Origin of the sequence: Streptomyces sp. NPDC002018, assembly GCF_042890865.1 — a bacterium.
Classification (GTDB): domain Bacteria; phylum Actinomycetota; class Actinomycetes; order Streptomycetales; family Streptomycetaceae; genus Streptomyces.
The window spans coordinates 17,555-44,250 of the sequence record NZ_JBIASO010000011.1 but is presented as its reverse complement, the minus strand read 5'-3'; the positions used below and the strand labels follow the sequence as shown (position 1 = coordinate 44,250).

The 26,696-nt window shown below is 73.0% G+C and carries 25 protein-coding genes; 16 read left to right on the top strand and 9 right to left on the bottom strand.

All coding sequences use genetic code 11. From position 1 onward, the window contains the following. Nucleotides 1–327 precede the first annotated feature (327 nt). On the bottom strand, nucleotides 328–1,167 hold the full coding sequence (locus ACFYYH_RS19660) for a siderophore-interacting protein (RefSeq protein ID WP_388552310.1): 840 nt from the start codon (nucleotides 1,165–1,167) through the stop codon (nucleotides 328–330). Between the two features lie 59 nt (nucleotides 1,168–1,226). Next, nucleotides 1,227–2,132 carry a 5'-3' exonuclease H3TH domain-containing protein gene (locus tag ACFYYH_RS19655; protein ID WP_388552847.1) on the bottom strand — a complete coding sequence of 302 codons (906 nt, stop codon included), beginning with the start codon at nucleotides 2,130–2,132 and terminating at the stop codon, nucleotides 1,227–1,229. A gap of 308 nt (nucleotides 2,133–2,440) precedes the next feature. Here ACFYYH_RS19655 and ACFYYH_RS19650 point away from each other — a divergent pair, with 308 nt between their 5' ends. The 4 genes from ACFYYH_RS19650 to ACFYYH_RS19635 all read left to right on the top strand — a co-directional run bounded on the left by ACFYYH_RS19650 (nucleotide 2,441) and on the right by ACFYYH_RS19635 (nucleotide 7,001). After that, nucleotides 2,441–3,616, top strand: a complete 1,176-nt coding sequence (locus ACFYYH_RS19650) for a glycine betaine/L-proline ABC transporter ATP-binding protein (RefSeq protein ID WP_388552307.1) — start codon at nucleotides 2,441–2,443, stop codon at nucleotides 3,614–3,616. After that, nucleotides 3,609–5,456 carry an ABC transporter permease/substrate binding protein gene (locus tag ACFYYH_RS19645; RefSeq protein ID WP_388552304.1) on the top strand — a complete coding sequence of 616 codons (1,848 nt, stop codon included), beginning with the start codon at nucleotides 3,609–3,611 and terminating at the stop codon, nucleotides 5,454–5,456. Before ACFYYH_RS19650 ends, ACFYYH_RS19645 begins: the two co-directional genes overlap by 8 nt. Nucleotides 5,457–5,722: 266 nt before the next feature. After that, the gene (locus ACFYYH_RS19640) at nucleotides 5,723–6,268 is read left to right on the top strand and encodes a helix-turn-helix domain-containing protein (RefSeq protein WP_388552301.1); all 546 of its coding nucleotides are present in this window, start codon (nucleotides 5,723–5,725) and stop codon (nucleotides 6,266–6,268) included. 13 nt (nucleotides 6,269–6,281) lie between these two features. Continuing rightward, on the top strand, nucleotides 6,282–7,001 hold the full coding sequence (locus ACFYYH_RS19635) for a helical backbone metal receptor (RefSeq protein ID WP_388552298.1): 720 nt from the start codon (nucleotides 6,282–6,284) through the stop codon (nucleotides 6,999–7,001). Here the strand turns inward: ACFYYH_RS19635 and ACFYYH_RS19630 are convergent. Next, nucleotides 6,940–8,106: a TDT family transporter gene (locus ACFYYH_RS19630; RefSeq protein ID WP_388552295.1), complete on the bottom strand. Its 1,167-nt coding sequence runs from the start codon at nucleotides 8,104–8,106 to the stop codon at nucleotides 6,940–6,942. The genes ACFYYH_RS19635 and ACFYYH_RS19630 overlap by 62 nt on opposite strands. 70 nt (nucleotides 8,107–8,176) lie before the next feature. Here ACFYYH_RS19630 and ACFYYH_RS19625 point away from each other — a divergent pair, with 70 nt between their 5' ends. Continuing rightward, nucleotides 8,177–9,142, top strand: a complete 966-nt coding sequence (locus ACFYYH_RS19625) for a LysR family transcriptional regulator (protein WP_388552292.1) — start codon at nucleotides 8,177–8,179, stop codon at nucleotides 9,140–9,142. A gap of 130 nt (nucleotides 9,143–9,272) precedes the next feature. On the opposite strand, the gene ACFYYH_RS19620 is transcribed toward ACFYYH_RS19625, so the two are convergent. From ACFYYH_RS19620 to ACFYYH_RS19610, 3 genes are all read right to left on the bottom strand, one after another. Then, nucleotides 9,273–10,001 (bottom strand): gamma-glutamyl-gamma-aminobutyrate hydrolase family protein, encoded by a 729-nt coding sequence (locus tag ACFYYH_RS19620; protein ID WP_388552289.1) that lies wholly within the window; start codon nucleotides 9,999–10,001, stop codon nucleotides 9,273–9,275. Nucleotides 10,002–10,080: 79 nt separating this feature from the next. Further along, entirely contained in the window at nucleotides 10,081–11,595 is a 1,515-nt protein-coding gene (gene eat, locus ACFYYH_RS19615; RefSeq protein ID WP_388552287.1) for an ethanolamine permease, read from the bottom strand. Nucleotides 11,596–11,712: 117 nt separating this feature from the next. Beyond that, a complete protein-coding gene (locus ACFYYH_RS19610) occupies nucleotides 11,713–12,429 on the bottom strand; it encodes a FadR/GntR family transcriptional regulator (protein ID WP_388552844.1) in 717 nt (238 codons plus the stop codon). Nucleotides 12,430–12,528: 99 nt separating this feature from the next. Between ACFYYH_RS19610 and ACFYYH_RS19605 the strand changes: the two genes are divergently transcribed. From ACFYYH_RS19605 to ACFYYH_RS19595, 3 genes are read left to right on the top strand one after another with little or no spacing between them, the layout of a single operon-like run. After that, nucleotides 12,529–13,893, top strand: coding sequence for a glutamine synthetase family protein (locus ACFYYH_RS19605; protein ID WP_388552284.1), 1,365 nt, complete (start codon nucleotides 12,529–12,531; stop codon nucleotides 13,891–13,893). Nucleotides 13,894–13,901: 8 nt separating this feature from the next. Further along, nucleotides 13,902–15,278: an aldehyde dehydrogenase family protein gene (locus ACFYYH_RS19600; protein WP_388552281.1), complete on the top strand. Its 1,377-nt coding sequence runs from the start codon at nucleotides 13,902–13,904 to the stop codon at nucleotides 15,276–15,278. 6 nt (nucleotides 15,279–15,284) lie between these two features. Continuing rightward, on the top strand, nucleotides 15,285–16,076 hold the full coding sequence (locus tag ACFYYH_RS19595; protein WP_388552278.1) for a 3-oxoacyl-ACP reductase: 792 nt from the start codon (nucleotides 15,285–15,287) through the stop codon (nucleotides 16,074–16,076). Between the two features lie 97 nt (nucleotides 16,077–16,173). Here the strand turns inward: ACFYYH_RS19595 and ACFYYH_RS19590 are convergent, their stop codons facing one another. Next, nucleotides 16,174–17,376 carry an amino acid deaminase/aldolase gene (locus tag ACFYYH_RS19590; RefSeq protein ID WP_388552275.1) on the bottom strand — a complete coding sequence of 401 codons (1,203 nt, stop codon included), beginning with the start codon at nucleotides 17,374–17,376 and terminating at the stop codon, nucleotides 16,174–16,176. A gap of 744 nt (nucleotides 17,377–18,120) precedes the next feature. On the opposite strand from ACFYYH_RS19590, the gene ACFYYH_RS19585 reads away from it, so the two are divergent. Together ACFYYH_RS19585 and mycP are read left to right on the top strand one after the other, a co-directional pair. Then, nucleotides 18,121–18,993, top strand: a complete 873-nt coding sequence (locus ACFYYH_RS19585) for a hypothetical protein (RefSeq protein ID WP_388552841.1) — start codon at nucleotides 18,121–18,123, stop codon at nucleotides 18,991–18,993. Then, nucleotides 18,993–20,291 carry a type VII secretion-associated serine protease mycosin gene (gene mycP, locus ACFYYH_RS19580; RefSeq protein ID WP_388552272.1) on the top strand — a complete coding sequence of 433 codons (1,299 nt, stop codon included), beginning with the start codon at nucleotides 18,993–18,995 and terminating at the stop codon, nucleotides 20,289–20,291. The genes ACFYYH_RS19585 and mycP overlap by 1 nt, the downstream gene beginning before the upstream one ends. Here the strand turns inward: mycP and ACFYYH_RS19575 are convergent. Beyond that, nucleotides 20,257–20,979: a serine hydrolase gene (locus ACFYYH_RS19575; protein ID WP_388552269.1), complete on the bottom strand. Its 723-nt coding sequence runs from the start codon at nucleotides 20,977–20,979 to the stop codon at nucleotides 20,257–20,259. The two genes, mycP and ACFYYH_RS19575, sit on opposite strands and share 35 nt — an antisense overlap. Before the next feature lie 147 nt (nucleotides 20,980–21,126). Here ACFYYH_RS19575 and ACFYYH_RS19570 point away from each other — a divergent pair, with 147 nt between their 5' ends. Next, on the top strand, nucleotides 21,127–21,888 hold the full coding sequence (locus ACFYYH_RS19570; protein ID WP_388552266.1) for an SseB family protein: 762 nt from the start codon (nucleotides 21,127–21,129) through the stop codon (nucleotides 21,886–21,888). A gap of 125 nt (nucleotides 21,889–22,013) precedes the next feature. On the opposite strand, the gene ACFYYH_RS19565 is transcribed toward ACFYYH_RS19570, so the two are convergent. Then, a complete protein-coding gene (locus ACFYYH_RS19565) occupies nucleotides 22,014–22,376 on the bottom strand; it encodes a DUF1844 domain-containing protein (RefSeq protein ID WP_388552265.1) in 363 nt (120 codons plus the stop codon). Nucleotides 22,377–22,860: 484 nt separating this feature from the next. Between ACFYYH_RS19565 and infC the strand changes: the two genes are divergently transcribed. From infC to ACFYYH_RS19540, 5 genes are all read left to right on the top strand, one after another. Next, on the top strand, nucleotides 22,861–23,523 hold the full coding sequence (gene infC / locus ACFYYH_RS19560; protein ID WP_388552263.1) for a translation initiation factor IF-3: 663 nt from the start codon (nucleotides 22,861–22,863) through the stop codon (nucleotides 23,521–23,523). Nucleotides 23,524–23,648: 125 nt separating this feature from the next. Beyond that, nucleotides 23,649–23,843 carry a 50S ribosomal protein L35 gene (gene rpmI / locus ACFYYH_RS19555; RefSeq protein WP_388552261.1) on the top strand — a complete coding sequence of 65 codons (195 nt, stop codon included), beginning with the start codon at nucleotides 23,649–23,651 and terminating at the stop codon, nucleotides 23,841–23,843. A gap of 102 nt (nucleotides 23,844–23,945) precedes the next feature. Next, complete coding sequence (gene rplT, locus ACFYYH_RS19550; RefSeq protein WP_066950970.1) at nucleotides 23,946–24,332, top strand: 50S ribosomal protein L20; 387 nt, start codon at nucleotides 23,946–23,948, stop codon at nucleotides 24,330–24,332. 217 nt (nucleotides 24,333–24,549) lie between these two features. After that, the gene (locus ACFYYH_RS19545) at nucleotides 24,550–25,389 is read left to right on the top strand and encodes a TrmH family RNA methyltransferase (RefSeq protein WP_388552257.1); all 840 of its coding nucleotides are present in this window, start codon (nucleotides 24,550–24,552) and stop codon (nucleotides 25,387–25,389) included. Nucleotides 25,390–25,471: 82 nt separating this feature from the next. After that, entirely contained in the window at nucleotides 25,472–26,635 is a 1,164-nt protein-coding gene (locus ACFYYH_RS19540) for an ATP-binding protein (RefSeq protein WP_388552254.1), read from the top strand. The last annotated feature ends 61 nt before the right edge of the window (nucleotides 26,636–26,696 follow it).

Genomic DNA, 26,696 nt, shown 5'->3' with positions numbered 1-26,696 from the left:
AACACGTCCGGATCTACCTCAGCACGTATTCGGAGCCGCCGCCCCGCCGGACTGGTGCCGGACGCGGGAGAACTGGTGTCCTGGAGGAGGTGTGCTGAGAGGTGTGCTGGAGGAGATACGGAACCGGCGCCCGCGCGTTCGGCCGGGCGGCGGCGGCCCCGCCGCGCGGACCGCGGCGGGACCGGATCGGCCGGCTCCCCGGCCCGGCCGCCGTGCGCGTGGGGCCCGTGCGCGTGCCGCCCGTGCGCGGGGGAGTGGCATCAGCGGTACCGGCGCGTGAGCGGCGCGGCCGTGAGGGGCCATCAGCGGTACCGGAGGGGAGAGGCCCTAGCGCTGCTCCTGCTCCCGCTCCACCTGCTCGTTCCACTCGCGCTTGACGGCGCGCCAGGCCTCGTCGGTCTGGCCCAGGCGCCAGTACCCCGAGACCGACAGCCGCTCGCGCGGGACGTTCCGCTCCAGCCGCAGATGGTGGCGGAGCTCCTTCACGAACCCCGCCTCGCCGTGCACGAAGGCGTGGACCTCACCCGCGGGGAAGTCCAGTCCGCGCACGGCGGCCACCAGGGCCTCACCGACCGGCCGGTCCCCCCGGTGCAGCCAGGTGATCCCGGTGCCGTCCGGTGTCGTGATCTTCTGCTCCTCCTCGGGGCCAGGGATCTCCACGAAGGCGTGGACCGGCGCACCGGCCGGCATCCGCTCCAGCGACGCGGCGATCGCGGGCAGGGCGCTCTCGTCCCCCACCAGCAGATGCCAGTCCGCCGCCGGGTCCGGTGCGTAGAGGCCGCCGGGGCCGAAGAACCGTACGGTCTCGCCGGGCCGCGCCCGCGCCGCCCAGGGTCCGGCCAGACCCTCGTCGCCGTGCACCACGAAGTCGACGGTCAGCTCCAGGGCGGCCGGGTCCCAGGCGCGCACCGTGTACGTACGGGTGGTGGGCCACTGGTCACGGGGGAACTCCGCGCGGATCCGCTCCATGTCGAACGGTTCGGGATAGGTCACGCCCTCCGCGGCGAACAGCAGCTTGATGTAGTGATCGGTGAACTCACCGGCCTCCAGCGCGGCCAGCCCCTCCCCGCCCAGGACGACACGCACCATGTGCGGAGTGAGCCATTCGGTGCGCACGACCTCTGCCTCACGGGCCTTCGGTGCCTTGCGGGCCGGCTGTTCTGCCACGGCGGTCTCCCCAGACTCTTGTGCTGCTTAGGCTTACCTAAGCTAACACCCCGGGAGGCTCAGCGCCCCAGTGTGACCAGAAGCCTCTGGAGCGCACCGCCGAGCCCCCACCGGGCGGCGAGCGCCTCGACCAGGGCCGGATCGCGCGGCGCGGAGGGCAGGGCGGGGTCGAACTCCGGCAGCGGTACGTCCCCGGCGACCCGGACCACGGTGGGCGCGACCGCCACATAGTCCCGGGCCCCGTCGAGCCGTTTGCGCTGCGACGGGGTGAGCTTCGCGCGCGGATCGTCCACCGCCGCCATGATCCCGGCCAGATCGCCGAAGGCGTCCAGCAGTTTGGCCGCGGTCTTCTCACCGATGCCCGGCACCCCGGGCAGCCCGTCGCTCGGGTCGCCGCGCAGCAGCGCAAGATCGACATATCCGGGTCCGTCGACCCCGTACTTCTCGCGCAGCACGGCCTCGTCCGTGAGCTGGAGCGTGCCCACCCCCTTCAGGGGATAGAGCACCCGCACCCCCCGGGCGTCGTCGACGAGCTGATAGAGATCGCGGTCGCCGGTGACGATGTCCACCGGGCCCGTCGCCCGGCCGGCGAGCGTGCCGATCACATCGTCCGCCTCGTACCCCGCGACACCGACCCGGGCGATACCGAGCGCGTCGAGCACCGCCTCGATGATCGGGACCTGGGGCGCGAGGGTGTCCGGGATCTCCTCCGCGTCCGCCCCCTCCGCCCGCTCCTCGGCCACCCGGTGGGCCTTGTACGACGGGATCAGATCCACCCGCCACTGGGGCCGCCAGTCCGCGTCCATGCAGGCCACCAGCTCGTCGGGCCGATGGTCCTGGACCAGGCGCGCGATGAAGTCGAGCAGACCGCGCACCGCGTTGACCGGTGTGCCGTCCGGGGCCCGCACGGAGTCGGGGACCCCGAAATAGGCCCGGAAGTAGAGGGAAGCGGTGTCGAGGAGCATCAGGCGTCGCGTCACAGCCCCGATGATGCCCCAGCCCACTGACAGCGGCCGACGGCGAAGGGCCCGCAGTCGTCACGGACCGTCACGGAACCCGTGCGGGAAGGGGTTTTCACGCCGATGTGGTCCCAGCCGTTGTGACCTGGACCACAAATCGTTTGGCCTGTGCCGGTACGGGCATGCGCGGCCCCGGAGCGAACCCGGGCGCGCTGTTCCACCGCCGTATCCGGGCACGGCGGGCCGAACCCGCCCGTTCCACGGCCTGTCCGCGGGGGTGACGGGCCGTTCTCCGTTCGACGCGTGAGGTGTATGTGTCCAGGCTGCAAGCCGAACACCTGTACAAGGTCTTCGGCAGACAACCCGACCAGGCCGTGACCCGGCTCCGAAGCGGTACGGACCGTGACGAGCTGAGAGCGGCCGGCACGACGGCGGCGGTGATCGACGCCTCCTTCTCGGTCGAGCCGGGCGAGATCTTCGTCGTGATGGGACTGTCGGGATCCGGCAAGTCCACCCTGCTGCGCATGCTCAACGGGCTCCTCGAACCCACCTCGGGACGGGTGCTCTTCGACGGCGAGGAGCTGACCGCCCTCGGCCCGCGGGAGCTGCGCCGGGTCCGCTCCACCCGGATCAGCATGGTCTTCCAGCACTTCGCGCTCTTCCCGCACCGCAGCGTCCTGGAGAACGCCGCCTACGGGCTGGAGGTGCGGGGCGTGCCGCGCGCGGAACGCGAGAAGCGCGCCGCCGAGGCGCTGGAACTCACCGGCCTGGGCGGCTGGGAGGCGTCCTGGCCCGACGAACTGTCCGGCGGTATGCAGCAGCGTGTGGGACTGGCCCGCGCCCTCGCCACCGACGCCGACCTGCTGCTGATGGACGAGTCCTTCAGCGCGCTCGACCCGCTGATCCGCCGCGATATGCAGGACCAGCTCCTCGAACTCCAGAAGCGGCTCAGGAAGACCATCGTGTTCATCACCCACGACCTCAACGAGGCCATGCGCCTCGGTGACCGGATCGCGGTGATGCGCGACGGCGAGATCGTCCAGCAGGGCAGCGCCGAGGACATCCTCGTCACCCCCGCCAACGACTATGTCGCCTCCTTCACCCAGGACGTCGACCGCTCCCGGGTGCTCACGGCCGGCGCGATCATGGCCGACCCGGAGACCGCCTACGGCACCCTCACGGACGACGGCAGGGAACTGCGCACCGCCGAGGACGTCCTGTCCGCCGCGCCCGCCAGCGTGACCGCGTCGACGCCGGTCATCGAGCTGTTCACGCCCTGCTCCACCAGCGGGGTCGCGGTGGCCGTCACCGACGGCGAGGGGGAACTCGTCGGTGTCGTGCCGCGCGCCAGGCTGCTGGAGGTACTCGGTGAACCGATGACCCCGCCGGCCGCCGACGGGGCGGGGGCCACGGACCCGGCGGACCCGGCGCGGACGACGGGCCCGAATGCCGGGACCGGCCGGGCGGACAAGGCGGTCGCCCGTGCCTAGGCTCCGTCTCGGCGACGGCGTCGACTCCGCCGTCGACTTCCTCCAGCGCCATCTCTCCTGGCTGTTCGACGCGATCGGCGCGGTCGTCTCCGGTATGTACGAGGGCATCGACGCGGTGCTCTCCGCGCCCGAGCCGCTGCTCCTCGCGGGCATCCTCGCCGTGCTCGCCTGGTGGCTGCGGGGCCTGGTCGCGGGTGTGTTCACCTTCGCGGGCTTCGCCCTGATCGACTCCGTCGAGCTGTGGGACGACTCGATGGCGACCCTCTCGCTGGTGCTCGTCGCGACCGTCGTGACCCTGCTCGTCGCGGTCCCGCTGGGCATCTGGGCCGCACGCTCCAGGACGGTCAGCTCGCTCACCCGGCCGGTGCTGGACTTCATGCAGACCATGCCCGCCATGGTCTATCTGATCCCGGGTGTCTTCTTCTTCGGCGTCGGCGTGGTCCCCGGCATCATCGCCACGATCATCTTCTCGCTGCCGCCCGGCGTCCGGATGACCGAGCTGGGCATCCGTCAGGTCGACGGTGAACTGGTCGAGGCCGCCGAGGCGTTCGGCACCAGCCCCCGCGACACACTGGTGCGCGTACAGCTTCCGCTGGCCCTCCAGACGATCATGGCCGGCATCAACCAGGTCATCATGCTGGGCCTGTCCATGGTGGTCATCGCGGGCATGGTCGGCGGCGGGGGCCTCGGCGGCGCCGTCTACCGCGCCATCGGCAATGTCGACATCGGCCTCGGCTTCGAGGCGGGCGTCTCCGTCGTCGTCCTGGCGATGTATCTGGACCGGATCACCGGCGCCCTCAGCCTCCAGGTCTCCCCGGTCGGCCGCCGCGCGCTGGCCAAGGCGAAGGAGCTGACGGGCGGGGGCAAGCTCTGGAACCACCGTCCGCAGCCCGTCGTCGCCCTCGCCGGGGTGGTCGTGCTCGCGCTCGTCGCGGGCGGCATCGGCCTCTTCGGCGGTTCCCCGGCCGGCACCACCGCCACCGGCGCCGGAAACGTCGGCCAGGGCAAGAAGATCAGCATGGGGTACATCCCCTGGGACGAGGGCATCGCCTCCACCTTCCTCTGGAAGGAACTGCTGGAGCGGCGCGGCTTCGAGGTCGACGCCCGGCAGTACGAGGCCGGTTCGCTCTACACCGGCCAGGCGGGCGGCCAGATCGACATCCAGACCGACTCCTGGCTGCCCATCACCCACGCCGCGTACTGGGCGAAGTACAAGAACGACCTGGAGGACCTGGGCTCCTGGTACGACCGGACCTCCCTGGAACTCTCCGTACCCGCCTATGTGAAGGGCTTCGACTCCCTCGACGACCTCAAGGGCAAGGCCTCCACCTTCAAGGGCCGGATCATCGGCATCGAGCCCAGCGCCGGTGAGATGGGACTCCTCAAGGACAAGGTCCTCGAGGAGTACGGGCTGGAGGGCGAGTACACCCTCGTCGACGGCTCCACCCCCGGCATGCTGGCCGAGCTGAAGCGCGCGTACCAGAAGAAGGAACCCGTCGTCGTGGTGCTCTGGTCGCCCCACTGGGCGTACAGCACCTATGACCTCACCAAGCTGAAGGACCCCAGGAAGGCCTTCGGCGCGGAGAGTGACGGCGTCCACACCCTGGCCCGCGGGGGATTCTCCGCCGACAACCCGCGGGTCGCCACCTGGCTCAAGGACTTCGAGATGACCGAGGAGCAGCTCACCGGCCTGGAGGCCACGATCCAGTCGACCGGCAAGGGCAAGGAGCAGCAGGCCGTACGGACCTGGCTGGACGAGCACCCCGGTCTTGCCGACAGGTGGACCCCGGTCGAGGGCGCGGACAAGGCGGCCGGCGCGGCCCCTGTGGCCTTCCGGTAGCGGCGGCCGGCCGAGGGCCCGCCGCACCAGCGGCGGTACGGGGGCGGGCTGCGCCGGCGGGCGCGGTCCGCCCCTTCCGCGCTGTCGCGTGGACGCCGGGCTCTTTGCGAATCACCCGCCGACGCGCATCATTGATCCGGGGGGCCGCCCGCTTCACTCGCCCGCGTGTTCGTGCCGGCCGGGGTTCGGATGCGGGTGAGGCAGGACAGCTCTTGCACCGGCGTCAACTCTGAGAAGATGACGATCCGGTCGGGAGGGAGCCAGTCATGGACGACAAGGAAGCGCTCAGGGTGGGCGCGGCCGTCCGCAGGCGGCGCAGGTCCCTGGGCCTGACCCTGGCGGCGGTCGCCGCCCGCAGCGGACTGTCGGTGCCCTTCCTCAGCCAGATCGAGAACGAGCGCGCCAGGCCGAGCACCCGCTCACTGGAACGGGTGGCGGACGCCCTGGAGACGACCCCCGCACGGCTGCACGCCGCCGCCGATTCCGCGCGGACGGTCGATGTGGTGAGGGCGGCCGCCGGACCCGGGGTCCGCCGGGTGGTCCGGGGCGGGCACCAGCTCAACGCCAAGGAATTCACCGGCGAGCAGGACACCGGCCGGGAGTACCAGCACCGCAACGACGAGATCATGTACATCGCCGACGGCGCCGCCGAGGTCGAGGCCGAGGGCCGCGCCTACCGGCTGGAGCGCGGTGACACGCTGTATCTCTCCGGTGGGGTACGGCACCGCTGGCGCGCCACCGAGCCCGGCACCCGCATCCTGGTCGTCGCCGTCGCCGAGCACATCGACGCGACCGTCGACCCCCGGCGCTGAGCGGCCCGCCGCCGTGTCCGGCCCGCGCGTCGTCTCCCTCGTGCCCTCGCTCACCGAGGCCGTCGCGGCGGGCGCCCCCGGTCTGCTGGTGGGCGCCACCGACTGGTGCGTCCTGCCCGCCGGCCTCGATGTCGTACGGATCGGCGGCACCAAGAACCCCGAGGTGGCCGCGATCGCCGCGCTCCGCCCGGATCTGGTCGTGGCCAACGAGGAGGAGAACCGCGCCCAGGATCTCGACGCGCTCCGGGCGGCCGGGCTCACGGTGCTGGTCACCGAGGTCAGAACGCTGGAGCAGGCCTTCACGGAGCTGGAACGCGTGCTGGTGGCCGGGTGCGGCGTGGCATCGCCGCGCTGGCTGGACGAGGCCAGGGAGGCCTGGGCGGCGCTCCCGGCGCCCGCGTACGGGCGGCGCGGCGCCGTCGTCCCGGTCTGGCGCAGACCCTGGATGGTCCTCGGCCGGGACACCTTCGCCGGGGATCTGCTCGCCCGGCTGGGAGTGGTCAATCTGTACGGGAACCACCCCGAGCGCTATCCGCGTGTCCCGCTCGACGAACTGCGGGCCGCCGGGGCCGATCTGGTCGTCCTGCCCGACGAGCCGTACCGCTTCACCGCCGACGACGGCCCCGAGGCCTTCCCCGGGCTGCCCGCCGCGCTGGTCGACGGGCGGTACCTCACGTGGTACGGACCGTCACTGGTCCGGGCACCGGCGGCGCTGCGAGCAGCGCTCCGCTGAGCAGCCCGCGCAGCGTGCACCACGCTGCCGCCGCCCAGGCCGTCACCAGCAGCGCGCAGAGACCCACCGCCAGCCCTTGCAGGGCCACCAGGCCGGTACGGCCCGCCAGCGCCTCGGCGCCCGTCGCACACGTACCGACCGGGAAGGTGAAGGCCCACCAGGTCATCGAGAACCGCATGCCGCGCCGGGCGGCCCGCACCACCAGGGCCGCCGCCAGTGCCAGCCACAGCAGCGCGAACCCCAGCACCGGCACGCCGTACACCACGGCGAAGGCGCCCAGCACCCGCGCGTACGGGGCGCCGACCGCCCCCGGCGCCACCTCCGCGAGCCGGACGGCCGCCGTGGCCGACTGCCCCAGCGGGCCGAGCACCAGAAAGAGCGTGGGGGTCAGCGCGAGCGGCAGCGGGCCGCGGAGCACCAGCCTGCCGAACAGCAGTGGCAGGACGGCCAGCGTCGCGAGCAGACTCAGCCCGAACAGCGCGTAGCAGCCGAACAGCAGGGTCTGGCGCGGTTGACCGGCGGGCAGATACGGCACCAGCGAGGGGCCGACCGCCGCGGAGACCATGGGCGGCACCACCGCCAGCAGCCAGAGCGGCGACACCTCCCCGAGGCCCGGCCGGTGGCGTACGACCAGCAGATACGGGATCGCCACGGCGCACCCGAGTCCGAGGACCGTTCCCGCGCCGAACAGCGCCGCGTCCATGACGACCGCCGCCCGCTCCCCGATTACGTCCCGGCCCACGGTGAGCGTGGCGGCCCCGACGGCCAGCGGCGCCATCGCCAGACAGCCGTAGAACGGCGCGACGGCGGGATCGAGGAGCTGGGCGCGCGCCCGGTCACGGTGCAGGAGCCAGTGTCCGGTCCGGGCGGTCAGCAGCACCGCGAGCGCCACCACCGACAGTGCCCACACCGCCACACAGCCGGCCCGCAGCCCCGGGATGTCCAGGGGGAGCCCGGCGCCCGCGGTCGCGACGATCGCGGTCCCCATCACCGTCGCGTACCAGTTCGGTCCGAGATACCGGAGCGAGGACCGCCGCACCCGGGGGACGGCGCGCGGACCGCCGGTCGCGACGGGGCGGGCCCTGGGGGGCGTGAGCGTGGCCATGGCTCCACCCTCACCCCCGGTCAGGGACCCCACCAGGCCCGTTGTTCCTATGAGGTCATAACCTGGGCTTATGGCCCGTGTCCCGCCCTCCACCCGTGCCGCGGCTCCTGCCACCGGCCCTTCCGGCGCGCCCCTGGCCCACCGGGTGCCCGACCTCGGCTCGCTGGAGCTGCTGCTCGCCGTGGCCCGGCTCGGCAGCCTCGGCCGGGCCGCCCGTGAGCTGGGCATCAGCCAGCCCGCCGCCAGCGGCCGGATCCGGGCGATGGAGCGGCTGCTCGGGGTGGCCCTGGTGGACCGTTCACCGCGCGGGTCCCGGCTCACCGACGCCGGGGCGCTCGTCACCGACTGGGCCGGATGGGTGATGGAGGCCGCGGAGGCCTTCGACGCCGGGGCGCAGGCGCTGCGCGACCGCAGGGACTCACGGCTGCGCGTGGCCGCCAGCATGACGATCGCGGAGTATCTGCTGCCCCGCTGGCTGACGGCGCTGCGCACGGCCCGGCCGGACACCGCCGTCTCCCTGCACGCGGGCAATTCCGCGGCGGTCGCCGAGCGGCTGCTCGCCCATGAGGCCGATCTCGGTTTCGTGGAGGGGACGGCCGCGCCCGAGGGGCTGGACTCCGTGGTCATCGGCCATGACCGGCTGCTGGTGGTGGCCGCGCCCGGCCATCCCTGGGCCCGCCGCCGTGGACCGATCGATCCGCGGGAGCTGGCCGGGACCCCGCTGATCCTGCGGGAACCCGGCTCGGGCACCCGTCAGGTGCTGGACGCCGGACTCTCCCCGTACGGGGGAGTGGCCGAGCCGCTGCTCGAACTCGCCTCCACCACCGCGCTCAAGGCCGCCGTGGTGAGCGGCGCGGGGCCCTGCGTCCTGAGCGAGCTCGCGGTCGGTGAGGAACTGGCCGCGCACCGGCTGGTCAGGGTGGCGGTGGAGGGCATCCGGCTGCGCCGCGATCTGCGCGCGGTCTGGCCGGCCGGCACCCGGCCCGCGGGCCCGGCCCGCGATCTGCTCTCCCTGACCCGGCGCGGCCCCGGCTGACGGACCGTCCGTGCCGCCGGTGCCGCTGGTGCCGCTGGTGCCGTCCGCTGCCGTCCCGCCGCCGGGTCCGTCCGGTGCCGCCCGGTGCCGTCAGGGTTCGTACGGGTCCGTACGGTGCCTTCCCGGGGGGTCAGCCGCGCGTCGCCCGGGAGCCGGGGGTGTGCGATCCGGCGGCCCGGGACTCCGCGGCCCGGACCAGCGCGCCCAGGACCCGGGTGTCGTCGGCCATCTCGGGATGCCACTGCACGCCCAGCGCCCAGCGCGGGTCCGGCAGTTCGACGGCCTCGACGGTGCCGTCCGCCGCGAACGCCGAGACGGTGAGTCCCGTGCCGAGCCGGTCCACCGTCTGGTGGTGGTGGGTCGGTACGGCGGACTCCTCGGGCACCAGCTCGCCGTACCGGGTGCCCGGCACCGGCTTCACCCAATGCTCTCCGAACGCCCCCCTGACCGGCGAGGTGTGGCCCTCCACGTGCTGGACGAGCGTTCCGCCCAGCGCCACATTGAGCAACTGCATGCCCCGGCAGATTCCCAGCAGCGGGGTGCCGGACGCCAGGGCGGCGTCGATCAGGGCCAGTTCCCACGCGTCCCGCTCCCGGGCCGGCGGTCCGGTACGGGGGTGCGGCTCGGCTCCGTACCGTACGGGCTCGACATCGGGGCCGCCCGCGATCACCACCCCGTCGAGCCGGTCCACCACCGAGGCGGCCGCGGCCGGGTCGTCCGGCGGGAGCATCGCGGCCAGGCCCCCCGCCCGCCGGACGATCCTGGGGTAGCCGGCGGGCAGCAGCGCCGCCGGAAGCCGCCAGTCGCCCCACGCGGCGGACTCCTCCAGATAGGTGCTGATGCCGATGAGCGGCTTCATACGGTCCCGGTCCTCCCGTCGGTCCTGCGGGTCTCGTGCCGGCCGGTCGCTCCGGTCGCTCCGGGCGTCCGTCCGGTCCTCAGCCGCGTTCGAGTTCGGCCTCGGCGGCGGCCAGGGCCGCGAACTCCTCCTCCGGGGCCGCCGCGACCAGCCGGTGCCGACTGTAGAAGGTGAAGTACGCGAGAGCGACGACATAGACCCCGAGCGCGATGAACGCGGCGTCCTTGTCCACCAGGAAGGTGGCCACCAGCGCCGACAGGGCCAGGACGAACGCGGCGCCGGAGGTGAGCATGCCGCCCGGTGTGCGGTACGGCCGGGGCAGCCCCGGCTCACGGCGGCGCAGCACGAGATGCGACAGGGCCATCAGCGCGTAGGAGATGGTGGCGCCGAACACCGCCACGTTCAGCATCCGCCCGCCGTCGCCCGTGCCCGCCGCGAGCGCGAAGCCGATCGCACCCGGGATCAGCAGCCCCAGATAGGGGGCCTTGCGGGAGCTGGTCAGGGAGAGGAAACGGGGCAGATAGCCCGCCCGGGAGAGCGCGAAGAGCTGCCGGGATCCGGCGTAGATGAGCGAGAAGAACGAGGCGACGAGACCGGCGAGACCCGCGTAGTTCACGAACCGGCTCAGCGCGGTCGGCTCGCCGTCCCCCTGGAGCGCGACCACCAGCGGATTGCCCGCGTCCTGCACGGCGGCCGAGCCGCGCGCGCCCGTCGCGGCGAAGAACGTGATCAGCGCGAGCAGGACCAGCACGCCCATCGAGATCGACAGGGCCCTCGGCATCGAACGGACCGGGTCCTTGGCCTCCTCGGCGGCCAGGGGCACCCCCTCCACCCCGAGGAAGAACCACATGCCGAAGGGGAAGGCCGCCCAGATGCCCAGCACGCCGTACGGCAGCCAGGAACCCGAGCCGAACGCGTCCTGGTCGACCGGGATGTCGTCGAGACCGCTCGCGTCGAACTCGGTGAACGCCCCGACCGCGAAGATGAGCAGGGCCGCCACCGCGATGGCCGTCACCACGAGGCTGAAGCGCAGCGCCTCGCCGACGCCCCAGAGATGGATGCCGATGAAGATCGCGAAGCAGGCCAGATAGACCGGCCACCCGGCCGTGAGCCCGAAGAGGTTCAGCGACTCGACATAGTCACCGATGAAGATCGAGATGGCCGCCGGCGCGAGGATGTACTCGATGAGGATGGCCGTACCGGTCAGAAAGCCGCCCCAGGGGCCGAGCGCCCGCCGGGCGAAGCCATAACCGCCGCCCGCGGTGGGCAGGATGGCCGACAGTTCGGCGAGCGAGAAGACCAGACAGGCGTACATGGCACCCATCAGCAGCGTGGCGATCGCGAGACCGCCGAAGCCTCCCTCGGCGAGACCGATGTTCCAGCCCGAGAAGTCACCGGAGACGACATAGGCGACACCGAGGCCGGTGAGCAGGAGCCAGCCCGCGCTGCCCCGGCGCAGCGTGCGCCGCTGGAGGTAGTCGGCGTCCCGCCGGGCGGTGTCCTCCGGAGCCGTCCGCGGCGCGGCCGTGTGCTGCGGGGCCGCGCCGTCGGCCGGGCCGGCCGGTGGGATGCGCGAGTCGGTGCCGTCGGACATGAGCAGCTCCTGCCTCGGGGTAAAGGTGTGAGGCCATACCTTTGCGCTCCGTATGGCCACGCGCAAGACGCGTGCGTTAAACGGCTGTTACGGCTCACGCCCCGGCGGGCCCCGCGCTCAGGTCAGAAAGCCCCGCAGCAGCGCGGCCGTACCGCCGCAGTGCTCACGCGCGATCTCGCGCGCCGCCTCCGCGTCCTGGTCGAGCACCGCCTCGGCCAGCGCCGTGTGCTGCCGCTGCGAGTGCTCCAGATTCCGTACCAGCAGGGGGATGCAGTCCAGCAGATCGTTGACCGTCGCCCGGACGGCCGCGTACTGGGCGGTCAGGGTCGCGGACCCGGACAGCTCGGCGAGCGTGAGATGGAACAGGGTGTCCAGCCTGCGGTACTCCGTGAGCGGCGCGTCGTGCGTCGCGGCGAGTGCCGCGCGCAGCCGCCCGGCCCGCTCCCCGGTCAGTCCGTCGGCCGCGCACAGTCCCGCCGCGCCCGCCTCCAGCACCTCGCGGAAGCGCAGGACGTCCTCGATGTCCACCCCCGCCACCCGCCGGCGCAGCTCCCGCTCGGCACCCCCGGCCGGGGTGTCGGGTCTCTGCCGGACGAACGTCCCGCCGTACCGGCCCCGCCGGCTCTCCAGCAGCCCCTGGTCCTGGAGCACCTTGAGCACCTCCCGGAGCGTCACCCTGCTGATCCGCAGCCGGTCCGCCAGCTCCCGCTCCGCGGGCAGCCGCTCACCGCCCGCCACCAGACCGAGCCTGACCACCTGGAGGATCTGCTCCAGCGCCTCCTCGAAACCGTTCCCCGCCCGCACGGGCCGCAGCACCGGAGTCAGCGGGTCCATCGGCTCGTTCTTCTTCGCCACGTCGCCGATTCCCCTTCCCAACCAAAGGTCTACAGGAATACCTTATGGCTTCCGGCTGACCGAAGGAGGAGCAATCCCGTGGCAGACCGCACACCCCCGCTCGCCGTCGACAGGCTGCGCATCCTTGTGGAGAGCGGTGAGATCGACACGGTGGTCCTGGCGTTCCCCGACATGCAGGGCCGGCTCCAGGGGAAGCGGTTCGCCGCGCGCTTCTTCGTCGACGAGGTCCTGGAGCACGGCGCCGAGGGCTGCAACTACCTCCTCGCCGTCGACACCGACATGAACACCGTCGACGGATACGCGATGTCCTCCTGGGACACCGGCTACGGCGACTTCGCCATGCGCCCCGACCCCGGCACCCTGCGGCTGCTGCCCTGGAACGAGGGCACGGCGATGCTCGTCGCGGATCTCGCCTGGAGCGACGGGTCCCCCGTCGTCGCGGCACCCCGCCAGATCCTGCGCCGTCAGCTTGAACGGCTCGCCGAGCACGGCTACACCGCGCATGTCGGCACCGAGCTGGAGTTCATCGTCTTCAAGGACACCTACGAGCAGGCCTGGGACAGCGGCTACCGCGGGCTCACCCCCGCCAACCAGTACAACATCGACTACTCCGTCCTCGGCACCGGACGTATCGAGCCGCTGCTGCGCCGGATCCGCAACGAGATGGCCGGCGCGGGACTGACCGTCGAGTCCGCGAAGGGCGAGTGCAATCCCGGCCAGCACGAGATCGCCTTCAAGTACGACGAAGCCCTGGTGACCTGCGACCAGCACGCGATCTACAAGACCGGTGCCAAGGAGATCGCCGCCCAGGAAGGGGTCTCCCTCACCTTCATGGCCAAGTTCAACGAGCGGGAGGGCAACTCCTGCCATATCCACCTCTCGCTCCGGGACCGGCACGGCACCAGCGCCATGGCCGGGGACGGACCCGACGGCATGGCCCCCGTGATGCGCCACTTCCTGGCGGGACAGCTCGCCGCGCTCCGGGAGTTCTCCCTGCTGTACGCGCCCACCATCAACGCGTACAAGCGCTTCCAGCCGGGCTCGTTCGCCCCCACCGCCGTCGCCTGGGGCCATGACAACCGCACCTGCTCGCTGCGGGTGGTCGGCCACGGCCCGTCCCTGCGCTTCGAGAACCGGCTGCCCGGCGGCGACGTCAACCCGTACCTCGCCGTCGCCGGCATGATCGCCGCCGGACTGCACGGGATAGAGAACGCCCTGGAACTCCCCGAGGCGTGCGAGGGCAACGCCTACACCGCCGCCTACGACCAGGTCCCGACCACCCTGCGCGAGGCCGCGGAACTCTGGGAGAACAGCTCCATCGCGCACACGGCCTTCGGCGACGACGTCGTGGCGCACTACCGCAACATGGCCCGCGTCGAGGTGAAGGCCTTCGACGCCGCGGTGACCGACTGGGAGCTTCGCCGCTCCTTCGAACGTCTGTGAGGAACGACGTGCACGCACACCACGCCGCCGGACATCTGGTCCTCAACCCGGCCACCGGCGAGACCCTCGCCACGGTCCCGGCGACAAGCCCGGCGCGGGTCGACACGGCCGTACGACGGGCCGCCGGGGCCCAGCTCCGGTGGGCGGCGCTCGCTCCCGCCGACCGCGCACGGCTGCTGCGCCGCTTCGCCGTCGTCGTCGACGAGCACAACGAGGAACTGGCCCGCCTGGAGGTCCGCGAGGCGGGCCACACCCTCGGCAACGCCCGCTGGGAGGCCGGCAACGTCCGTGACCTCCTCGACTACTGCGCCGGGGGAGTGGAACGGCTGAGCGGCCGGCAGATCCCCGTCGCCGGCGGACTCGACATCACCCTGCTGGAACCGCTCGGTGTCGTCGGGGTGATCGCCCCCTGGAACTTCCCCCTGCCGATCGCCGCCTGGGGCACGGCCCCCGCGCTCGCCGCGGGCAACGCCGTACTCCTCAAGCCCGCCGAGACCACCCCGCTCACCGCCCTGCGGCTGGCCGAACTCGCCCTGGAGGCCGGGCTTCCCGAGCATCTCTTCCAGGTCCTGCCCGGCGCCGGCGAGGTGACGGGCAACGCGCTGGTCGAGCACCCCGGGGTCGCCAAGATCGTGTTCACCGGCTCCACCCGGGTCGGCAAGCAGATCATGGCCAGGAGCGCCGCGCTGGTGAAGCGCGTGACCCTCGAACTCGGCGGCAAGAGCCCCAATATCGTCTTCGCCGACTCCGATCTCGAACAGGCCGCCGCCACCGCCCCGATGGCGTTCCTCGACAACGCGGGCCAGGACTGCTGCGCCCGCACCCGCATCCTCGTCCAGCGCGAGGTCCACGACCGGTTCCTGGAACTACTCGCCCCGGCCGTCGAATCGGTCGTCGTCGGAGACCCCTCCGACGAGAGGACCCAGATGGGCCCGCTGATCTCGGCCGTCCAACTGGAGCGCGTACGGTCCTATGTCCCCGAGGGCGTCAAGGGCATCCGCGGCAGCGCCCCGGGCGGCCCCGGCTTCTGGTTCCCGCCGACCGTCCTCACCGATGTGGAACCGGACTCCCCGGTCGCGACCGAGGAGGTCTTCGGACCGGTCGCCGTCGTCCTGCCCTTCGAGGACGAGGCGGACGCGGTCCGGCTGGCCAACGCCACCGACTACGGCCTCGCCGGGTCGGTCTGGACCCGTGACCTCGGCCGCGCGCTGCGGGTCTCGCGCGCCGTCGCCGCGGGCAACCTGTCCGTCAACTCCCACAGCAGCGTCCGCTACGGGACTCCGTTCGGCGGCTACAAACAGTCCGGCCTCGGCCGTGAACTGGGCCCCGACGCCCTCGCCGCCTTCACCGAAACCAAGAACGTCTTCATCAGCACGGAGGCCTGAGCCATCATGACCGCCCCCACGAACGACACCGTCTGCCGCCGACTGGTCGGCCGTACTGCCGTGATCACCGGAGCCGGCAGCGGCATCGGGCTCGCCACCGCGCGCCGGCTCGCCGCCGAGGGCGCGCACATCGTCTGCGGTGACATCGACGAGACCGCGGGCAAGGCCGCGGCCGACGCGGTCGGCGGGACCTTCGTACGGGTCGACGTCACCCGTGCCGAGGAGGTCGAGGCGCTCTTCAGGACCGCCTACGACACCTACGGCAGCGTCGACATCGCCTTCAACAACGCGGGCATCTCACCGCCGGAGGACGACTCGATCCTCACCACGGACCTCGACGCGTGGAAGCGCGTCCAGGACGTCAACCTCACCTCCGTCTACCTCTGCTGCAAGGCCGCCCTCCCCTATATGCGGCGCCAGAAGAAGGGGTCCATCATCAACACGGCGTCCTTCGTGGCCCGGATGGGCGCGGCGACCTCACAGATCTCGTACACCGCCTCCAAGGGCGGGGTGCTCGCGATGTCCCGCGAGCTGGGAGTGCAGTTCGCCCGGGAGGGAATCCGGGTGAACGCGCTCTGCCCGGGGCCGGTCAACACCCCGCTGCTCCAGGAACTGTTCGCGAAGGACCCCGAGCGGGCCGCGCGCCGGCTGGTGCACATCCCGGTGGGCCGGTTCGCCGAGGCGGACGAGATCGCGGCGGCGGTCGCCTTCCTCGCCAGCGACGACGCGTCGTTCGTGAACGCGACGGACTTCCTGGTCGACGGCGGTATCTCCGGGGCGTACGTCACCCCGCTCTAGGGCTCGGTCCGAGCCTCGCTCCAGGGCGTGGTCCGAGCCCCGCTCAGGGCGTGGTCCGAGGTCCCGTCCTCCTCCCGCGGTGGGGGAGGGCGGGGCCTCAGAGGTAGGTACGGCCCTCGCCCCGGTAGGTCGGTACGGACGCCACCACGCGATCGCCCTCCACCAGGCGCAGTGTGTCGAACCGCTCGCACAGCTCACCGGCCTTGGCATGCCGGAACCACACCTTGTCACCGATCAGCAGATCGTCCGCGGCGGCCCCCAGCAGCGGGGTCTGCACCTCGCCGGGGCCCTCCAGCCCGTCGTAACGCAGGCCCTCGGGCAGATACGGCACCGGCAGCCGGTCCCGGCCCGCCGCGCCCGACGCCGGATAGCCACCGCCGAGCACGGTCACCACACCGACGCCGGGCCTGCGGACGACGGGCTGGGCGAAGAGCGCCGCCGGACGGCCCGTGAACGACGTGTAGTTGTCGAAGAGCCGTGGCACATAGAGCCCCGAGCCCGCGGCGATCTCCGTCACGGCGTCCTCCGCCGCCGTGTGCTGGACGCTGCCCGTGCCTCCGCCGTTGACGAACTCCAGCTCCGGGGCGACGGTCCGTACGGCGCGCACCACCGCCGCGCGCCGCTCCGCCAGCTCTTTGCGTGCCGCGGACTGCATCAGCCGGACCGCCCGCGAGCGCAGCGGCCGGCCGGCCAGGGCGTCCCCCACCCCGGCGATATGGCCTTCGTAGGCCATGAGCCCGACCAGCCGGAATCCGGGGCGCCGGGCCACGGACCTGGCCAGCTCGGCCAGTTGGGCCGGCTCACGCAGCGGGGAACGCAGCGCGCCGATCCTGACCCGGCCCCCGAACAGCCGCAAGGCGGTGTCCAGTTCGAGACAGACCCGGATCTCCTCCTGGCCGCCCCCACGCGCCGCGTCGATCAGATCCAGGTGCGCCGGGTCGTCGATCATCACCGTCACCGCGGCGGCGAGCTTGGGATCGGCGGCGAGTTCCGCGAACGCGGCGCGGTCGGCCGACGGATAGGCGAGCAGCACGTCCTCGAACCCGGCGCGCGCCAGCCACAGCGACTCGGCGAGCGTGAACGACATGATCCCGGCGAATCCTTCGCGGCTCAGCACCCGTTCGAGCAGCGCACGGCAGCGCACCGACTTGCTGGCCACCCGGACCGGTTTGCCCCCGGCCCGTCGTACGAGATCGTCGGCGTTGGCGTCGAACGCGTCGAGATCGACGAGGGCGAGCGGTGCGTCGAGATGGGCGGTGGCCCGGTCGTACCGGGCCCGGTCGGTGGCGCGCGGAGTCATGGCCAGAGCTTGCCAGACCTGATTACCGCACGGTAGGGGGATGATCGGGGCAGATCACCCCGGGCCTCGGCGCTCGTTCCCGCCCGGCCTGCCCGAGCCCGTAGAGTGACGCACACGCAGCGGCGAACGGGCCTGTCCCGTACGGCGGGACCGGTGTGCGCGGGACCGGTGCGCGCGGGCTCCGGGCCAGTGACGGCCCCGCGCACGCGGTGGAAACCGGTCCGCAGCGGGGATGAGTCTGTACGGTCGGTCGTCACAGGGGGGCGGATGAGCACCGAAGCACAACGCGCTCCCGTACCACCCCGTCCCACCGTGCCCCCGGCCCCCACGGCACCGCCCGCCCCGTCCGGGACCGGCGCGGCCCACGGGGCGCCACCCGCCGTCTCGCCGGGGACCTCGCACCCGAACGCCCCGCGCCAGAACGCCCCGCGCCCGCGCACGCCCGCCTCCGGTACCGACGCCCGGCGCGCCGACGCCCCGCGTACGGCCCCGGCCTCACGGATCACCGGCGCTCCGCCCCCGCCGGCGCCGCCGTCCGGGCCGCCGCGGATACCGCCGCCGCCCCCGGTCCCGCCGTCGGCCGGCGCCCCGTACACCGCGCCGCCACCGTTCGCCCCGCCGCGGACGCCCGCCCCGGTCCCGCCGCCCCGGGCCCCGGGCCCCCGCGGCGAGAGCCGCCCCGCCCCGCAACCCCCGCGACTTCCGCAACTCCCGCAGGACGAGATCACCACCCGGCTGCGGATCGTGTCCCCGGGGCCGGTCGCGCCGCCCCGGCCATGGGGCCGGCCCCTCGGCGGGACCGGCCTCGTGCCGGGTCCCGAGACCCCGATGGAGACCACCACCCGGCTGCGGCCCGTACCGCCCCGGCGCCCGGTCCGGGCGGCGGCCGCCGTCACCTGTGTCGTGCTCGGCCTCGGTCTGATCGGCGGCGCCGTCACCGGGAGCTGGCTGACCGGCGACTCCGCCGCCGAGCCCGCCGCGCGCGACACGTACACCACCGCGCGCGCCCTGTGGCACAGCGTCCCCGTCGACACGCTCTTTCCGCCCACCCTCCAGGGGGACGGCGCGGGGCCCGGCGGCGCCGACCGCGACTGGACCCGGATCGCGGTGGCCCCCGACAGCGGATGCGCGGGCACCCTCGACCCGCTGCTCCTGGGGACCCTGCGCCCGGTCGGCTGCGCCCGCGTGCTGCGCGCCACGTACGCCGACGCCACCTCCACCAGCGTCACCACCGTGGGGCTCGTATTCACCGACGCCGAGCCCGCCGCGATGGCCGCCCTGAACAACCGGTTCCGCGCCGAGCGCCTCACCGAACGCGCCGATCTGATGCCCCTCACCTTCCCCGTGAAGGGCACCGTGGCCGCCGGATTCGGTTCCGCGCAGCGCGCGAGCTGGACGGTGAGCGTCCTCACCGAGGCACCCGTCGTCGTGTACGCCGTCTCCGGCTTCGCGGACGGCCGTGCCGTCACCGCGCCCCAGCCCGCCGGCAGGGCCACGGCCAAGGGCGCCACGAGCGCACCCGCGCAGGCCGGGCTGGGCCACGAGGCCAAGGGCATCGCGGACCGGGTCGAGCGAGGACTGCGCGCGACCGTCGGCGCCGGGGCGGTGACCCCCTGATGGCCCGGACCACGACGTCCCCGACGACGGCCCGGACCACTCCGGCCGGGGTGAAGACGGCCGGGGTGACGACCACGCGGACGACACCGGCGACGGCCCCCGCGCTCCGCGCTCCGCGCCGCCGGCACCGTCTCGCCGCCGTGCTCGCCGCCACGGCCTTCCTGCTCGTCCCCGCCACCCCCGCGCACGCCGACGCGATACGGGCCCAGCAATGGGCGCTGGAGGCCCTGCACACCGAGCAGGCCTGGCGCACGTCCCAGGGCGCCGGGGTCACCGTCGCGGTCCTCGACACGGGCGTCGACGGCACCCATCCCGACCTCGAAGGACAGGTGCTGCCCGGCAAGGACCTGATCGGCTTCGGCGCGACCGAGGGCGACCGGTCCTTCGCCCGGCACGGCACCGCCATGGCCGGGATCATCGCCGGGCACGGCCACGGGTACGACCGTTCGGAGGGGGTCCTCGGGATCGCGCCCCAGGCGAAGATCCTTCCCGTGCGCGTGATCCTCGAAGGTACCGACCCCGCCCGTGCCAAGGCCCGCAACTCCAAGGGCGGCGCGCTCGCCGAAGGCATCCGCTGGGCCGCCGACAACGGCGCCGACGTCATCAACCTCTCCCTCGGCGACGACAGCAAGTCGGCCCATCCGGAACCGGGCGAGGACGCGGCCGTCCAGTACGCCCTGGCCAAGGGCGCCGTCGTCGTCGCCTCGGCGGGCAACGGCGGCGAGAAGGGCGACCACATCTCGTACCCCGCCGCGTACCCCGGGGTGATCGCGGTGGCCGCCGTGGACCGCTACGGCACGCACGCCGCGTTCTCCACCAGGCGCTGGTACGCCACCGTCAGCGCCCCGGGTGTCGATGTCGTGATAGCCGATCCGGACCGCCGCTACTACGAGGGCTGGGGCACCAGCGCCGCCGCCGCGTTCGTCTCCGGTGCCGTCGCGCTCGTACGCTCCGCCCATCCAGGACTCACCCCCGCGCAGATCAAGAAGCTGCTCGCGGACACCGCGCGTGACGCTCCGCAGGGCGGTCGCGACGACGCCAAGGGGTACGGACTCGTCGATCCGGCCGCCGCCATCGAGGCCGGTGCCGGGCTGCCGCGCACGGAACTGAAGAGCCAGGCCACCGGGTACGGCAAGCGGTACTTCGGCAGCGGGCCCACCGTGCCGCGCGTGCGGCCGGAACCGGCCGCGTGGCTCGCCCCGACGGCCGGCGGGATCGGCGCCGTGCTGCTGGCCTGCGCGGTGGTGCTCTGGCGCGGCGGTGTCAGACGCTCCGGCGCATACGGCGTACGGCGCTGACGGCGGCCGTCTCGACCCGGGCGATCCCCGACTCCAGGGACGCATGGCCCTCGGAGAGCACGGCGATCAGACAGCCGTCCACCCGCCCCACCGAATGGACCAGCCACCGGCCGCTCGCGGTCCTCGGCAGCCAGCCGTTCTTGAGCGCCCAGTCGTCGCCCGCGGCGGACACGCCCCAGTCCTGCCCCGGTACCACCCGTCCCATCAGCCCCGCGAGGAACCGGCGCGACCTCGCGTCGAGCCCGGGGCCCGGCCGCGAACCGTTCTCCGTGCCCGTGCCCGTGCCTGTGCCTGTGCCCGTGACCTGATCCGGGCCCGTGCCCGCGTCCGGGCGGAAGACGGCCTTCAGCAGGGTGAGCTGGTCGCCGGCGGTGGTCCGGGTCAGCCCCCAGGCCGGCGCCGCCGAGGTCCTGACCATGCCGAGCCGCGCCGCCGTCGCGTCCAGCGCCGCCACCCCGCCGGCCGCCGCGCGCAGCACCGTCGCCGCGTCGTTGTCACTGCGCTCGATCATGGCCGCCGCGAGCCGCTCCTCGTCGGCCGACAGCCACCGCCCGGCGTCCCGCGCCCGCAGCAGCAGCGCCGCCAGGATCACGAGCTTCGCCACGCTGGCGCAGGCATAGGTACGGTCCTCGCCGTACGCCGCCTCACGCCCGTCGGCCAGGTCGTACACCGCGACGGAGAGATCCATCCGACGACCGTACGTCCCCGGCCGGGCCGGGGACGGGACCGGGCTCCGACCATGCTCCGAACGGCTCCTGACACGGCCCTGACCTTGGTCCCGGCCCCGGGAGGGGGCGCGCACCGCCGGGGCGCGGACGGCGTCTAGTCTCGACCCGTGGCGCTCAAGAACATTCCCGACCCCGGTTTCTCCGACGACGACGGCACCGCCGACCCCGGGCTGGCGGCGGCGCTCGCCGCCTGGGCCGTGGACCGGTCGGCGGAACCACGGGTCCTCACCGCGCTCAGGAGCGCCCGGCTGCTGGTCCCCGTCGTCGCCGTGCTCGGTGAGACGGAGGAGGACGAGCGGGGGCTGCGCCGCGAGAAGACCAGCGACATGGCCGTACCGACGCTGAGGGCGGGCGACCGCCGTGCGCTGCCCGCGTTCACCTCCACCGAGACGCTGGCCCGCTGGGATCCCGGGGCCCGCCCCGTCGCCGTACCGCTGCACCAGGCGCTCCAGGCCGCCGCGCACGAGAAGGCCGACACGGTCGTGCTCGATCTCGCGGGGCCCGTGCCGTACCAGCTCACCGGGCCCGCGCTGCGCGCCCTCGCCGAGGGCCGTACCAGCGCCGATCCGCTGGACGACCCCGCCGTGACCGGGGCGGTGCGCTCCGCCGTCGCCGCCGAGCCCGCCGTCCTGCGGGCGCATCTCGGTCCCGGCAGCGCGGACGGCACCCTCGCGCTGGTCCTGGACCCGGCCGTGCCCCCGGCCGAGGCGGCCCGCCGCGTCGCCGAGTCCCTCGCGGCGGACGACGTGCTGAGGGCCCGCCTGGTACGCGGACTCGACCTGGCTCTGCTGCCGGCCGAGGCCCCGCCGCCGGGCGAGCCCCTCTTCGTACGCGGACAGGCAACACCCGGGCCCGACACGCGTCCATGAAGGCACGTCCATGAAGGCACGTGGATCAAGGCACGTGCACCAAGGCGCGTCCATGAAGGCGCGCGTACGGGAAGCCGCGCCCCGGCGGGACGGGTGACCCGTACGCGGGGACGCGTCCCCGGGGATCAGCCGTAGACCGGGCCCGTGTACTTCTCGCCGGGCCCCTGCCCCGGCTCGTCCGGTACGACCGACGCCTCACGGAACGCGAGCTGGAGCGACTTCAGCCCGTCCCGCAGCGGGGCCGCGTGGAACGAGCTGATCTCCGTCGCGCTCGCGTCCATCAGCCCGGCCAGCGCGTGGACCAGCTTCCGCGCCTCGTCCAGGTCCTTGTGCTCGTCGCCGTCCTCGGTCAGACCGAGCTTCACGGCGGCCGCGCTCATCAGGTTCACCGCGACCGTGACGATCACCTCGACCGCGGGTACCTCCGCGATGTCACGGGTCATGGCGTCGAAGCCGGGGGACTCTTCGGGGGAGGTGGCGTCACTCATGCCCCATACGATAGGCGTACCCGGGGCGGGTCCCGTCCACGGGCGGCGGCCGGAGCCCGCGGGCCCGCACACACCCGTGGACATGCCGGGGCAGTCCTGCGCGAGGACGCTGCATGCCCCTGCATGCCCCTGCATGCCCCTGGAAGGCCCTCGGGAGGCCCCCCTGGAGACCGCTGGGTTAGCACCGGCCCGGGGGAGCTGCTAACCTTGTGTTACGACCGGCCGGACATCCTTATGCCCGGCCCACAAGTGGAGGCTCCGATCTCCCACCTGGCTGCCCCTCAGGGGCGGCGGGTCACCGGTCAGGTGGTGCCCATCGTTCCGTACGGACGATGGAGCCACCCGACGCGCCCCGTGGTACGTGCACGGCGGTGCTCCGGTAGTTAGAAGGAGCCCTGCCTGTGTGCCGTCCCGGGGCATTTTTCGTGTTCCGTCGCGGTTGGTCCTATGAAACAGACGTTACGCGGCTGTCTGCCAGACAGTCGTGTGGTGCTACCGAGGAGGATCCATCAGCGCCGAGCCCCGCATCAACGACCGGATTCGCGTTCCCGAAGTGCGACTTGTCGGTCCCAGTGGCGAGCAGGTGGGCATCGTGCCGCTCGCCAAGGCCCTGGAGCTTGCGCAGGAGTACGACCTGGACCTGGTCGAGGTCGCGGCGAACGCCCGTCCGCCCGTGTGCAAGCTCATGGACTACGGGAAGTTCAAGTACGAGTCGGCCATGAAGGCCCGTGAGGCGCGCAAGAACCAGGCGCACACGGTCATCAAGGAGATGAAGCTCCGGCCCAAGATCGACCCGCACGACTATGACACCAAGAAGGGTCATGTCGTCCGGTTCCTCAAGCAGGGTGACAAGGTCAAGATCACGATCATGTTCCGTGGTCGTGAGCAGTCCCGCCCGGAGCTGGGCTTCCGGCTGCTCCAGCGGCTCGCGTCCGACGTCGAGGAACTCGGCTTCATCGAGTCGAACCCGAAGCAGGACGGCCGGAACATGATCATGGTTCTTGGCCCGCACAAGAAGAAGACCGAGGCCATGGCCGAGGCCCGTGAGGCGCAGGCCGCCCGCAAGGCGGAGCGCCAGGGCGGCACGGCCGAGGAGTCCGCGGACAGCCCCGCGGAGGCTCCGGCCGAGGCATCGTCCGAAGCGTGATCCGAGGGACGCCATCCAGGCGGCCCGCGGCTCCGGTCCGGAACCACACACCAGAGATCTGACGCTCCCGCGCGCCGGCTGACCCGGCCGGCTGGGAGCGCCACTGACGAGGAGAGAACGGCGCTATGCCGAAGAACAAGACGCACAGCGGTGCCAGCAAGCGCTTCAAGATCACCGGCTCCGGCAAGGTGCTGCGCGAGCGGGCCGGCAAGCGCCACCTGCTCGAGCACAAGCCGTCCAAGCTGACCCGCCGCCTCACCGGCAACGCCGAGATGGCCCCGGGCGACGCCAAGAAGATCAAGAAGCTTCTCGGCAAGTGATGTCGCGGCCCCCGGTGACCGGGGGCGCGGCAGCAGGACCGGGACCCATTCGTTTCCGGGCCGTGTGAGTCCAACCACGGCCCCGCTACAAGGAGTTAACACGTGGCACGCGTCAAGCGGGCAGTCAACGCCCACAAGAAGCGCCGGGCGATCCTGGAGCAGGCCAGCGGTTACCGCGGCCAGCGCTCGCGCCTGTACCGCAAGGCGAAGGAGCAGGTCACCCACTCCCTCGTCTACAACTACAACGACCGCAAGAAGCGCAAGGGCGACTTCCGTCAGCTCTGGATCCAGCGCATCAACGCCGCTGCCCGCGCCAACGGCATCACGTACAACCGCTTCATCCAGGGTCTGAAGGCCGCCAACGTCGAGGTGGACCGCAAGATCCTCGCCGAGCTGGCCGTCAACGACGCCGGCGCGTTCGCCGCGCTGGTCGAGGTCGCCCAGAAGGCCCTTCCGAGCGATGTCAACGCCCCGAAGGCCGCTGCCTGATCTCCGTCAGGCCGTCTCTCCTTCACGCCGGACCCGCAGGCAGCCCGCCTGCGGGTCCGGTGCGTTCCCGGGCCACGCGACCCCTCTCCCCTCGCGGCCCCTCGCGGCCCCTCGCGGCCGCCCCCACGGCCGTCCCCGCCCGTGTGCGAGGCGGCACGGCCGGCCGGGTACCACGCGCACGACCACGATCCACCCGACGAGAAGCGAGCCACCGCCCATGGGCACCCCCGAGCTGATCTCCCCGCGCTCCCCGCGCGTCACGGCCGCCAGAAGGCTCGCCAAGCGCGCCTTCCGGGGCAAGGAACGCCGGTTCATCGCCGAGGGACCGCAGGCCGTACGGGAAGCCGTCGCCCACCCGGGAGAGGGCGGCGAACCGACGCTGACCGAGCTGTTCACCACCGTGGAGGCCGCCGAGCGGTACGAGGACATCGTCGACGCGGCACGCGCCACCGGGGCCCGGGTCCACTACGCCCCCGACACCGTGCTCGCCGATGTCTCCCAGACCGTGACCCCCCAGGGACTGCTGGGCGTCTGCCGCTTCCTCGACTCGCCGTTCGAGGACATCCTGCGCGCCCGGCCCCGGCTCGTGGCCGTACTGGCCCATGTCCGCGACCCCGGGAACGCCGGTACGGTGCTGCGCTGCGCCGACGCCGCGGGCGCCGACGCCGTCGTCCTCACCGACGCCTCCGTCGACCTCTACAACCCCAAGTCGGTCCGCGCCTCGGCCGGCTCCCTCTTCCACCTCCCCGTCGCCGTCGGCGTCCCGGTGGAACAGGCCGTGCGGGGGCTCCAGGACGAGGGCGTACGCATCCTCGCCGCCGACGGCGCGGGCGAGAACGACCTCGACGACGAACTGGACGCGGACACCATGGGGGGACCCACCGCCTGGATCTTCGGCAACGAGGCATGGGGGCTGCCGCAGGAGACCCGCGCCCTCGCGGACGCGGTGGTACGGGTGCCGATCCACGGAAAGGCGGAGAGTTTGAACCTGGCGACCGCCGCGGCCGTATGTCTGTACGCCTCGGCGCGCGCCCAGCGAGTCCTTCGCGCACGCTGAGGGGGTCCGCTCCGTCACATTCAGCTAGTAATGTTGCGGCTTCCGGGGCCCGCTGAGCTACGCGGAAGAGGTGGGATGCGGCATGACTGTCGGGGCGAGCGGACCCGCCGCGGTCCAGGGAGCCTTACCGCGCGCCGTCTCCGGCGCCGAAGGGGCGCCGGAGCGCGTCACCGGGCCCGGGGGCGGTGAGACGCCGGGCGTCGATCCCGACGATCTTCCCGACGGTCTGGTCGTCGCCGACGAGAACGGCCGGGTCGTCTGCTTCAACGCCGCCGCCGCACGCATCACCGCCGTACCGGTCGCCGAGGCCCTCGGCCGGCCGCTGGACCTCGCGCTGCCGCTGGAGGACCTCAAGGGCCGCCGCTGGTGGGCGCTGACCGATCCGTACGGCGGACTCGCCATCCGGGTCGGCCAGCCCGAGCGGAATCTGCTGCTGCCCGGCGGCCGTGAGGTGCTGGTCTCGGTCCGCTATGTGCGCGCGTATCCGACCGGGCCCGTGCGCCGGCTCGTCATCAGCATCCGGGGCACGGAGGCGCGCCGGCGCACCGAACGCAGCCACGCCGAGCTGATCGCCACCGTCGCCCATGAGCTGCGCTCCCCGCTCACCTCGGTGAAGGGCTTCACGGCGACCCTGCTCGCCAAGTGGGAACGGTTCACCGACGACCAGAAGCGGCTGATGCTGGAGACCGTCGACGCCGACGCCAACCGTGTCACCCGGCTGATCGCGGAGCTGCTCGACATCTCCCGGATCGACTCCGGCCGGCTGGAGGTGCGCCGCCAGCCCGTCGACATCGGCGCGGCCGTCGGACGCCATGTCCAGGCGCACACCGCCGCCGGACAGTCGCCCGACCGCTTCCTCGTACGGATCCAGCAGCCGCTGCCCGATCTGTGGGCCGATCCCGACAAGATCGACCAGATCCTCGGCAATCTGCTGGAAAACGCGGTGCGCCACGGCGAGGGAACCGTCACCATCGAGGTGGCCGCCGCGTCCCTGCAACGCGACGCGAAGACAGAGAAGGGAACATCCGTCACCGTGTGCGACGAGGGGCCCGGCATTCCCGAGGAGTCGATGGGCCGTGTCTTCACCCGCTTCTGGCGGGGGAGCAAGCGCGGCGGTACGGGACTGGGCCTGTATATCGTGAAGGGCATCGTCGAGGCGCACGGCGGGACGATCACCGTCGGCCGCGGACCCGGCGGCGGTGCCGAGTTCCGGTTCATCCTGCCCGTCGGCGCCCCGGTCTACTGAAAGAGCAGGTCCGCGCGGCGTCGGCCCGGGGGGTGGCGGGCGACGGGCGGGCCTGAGCGGC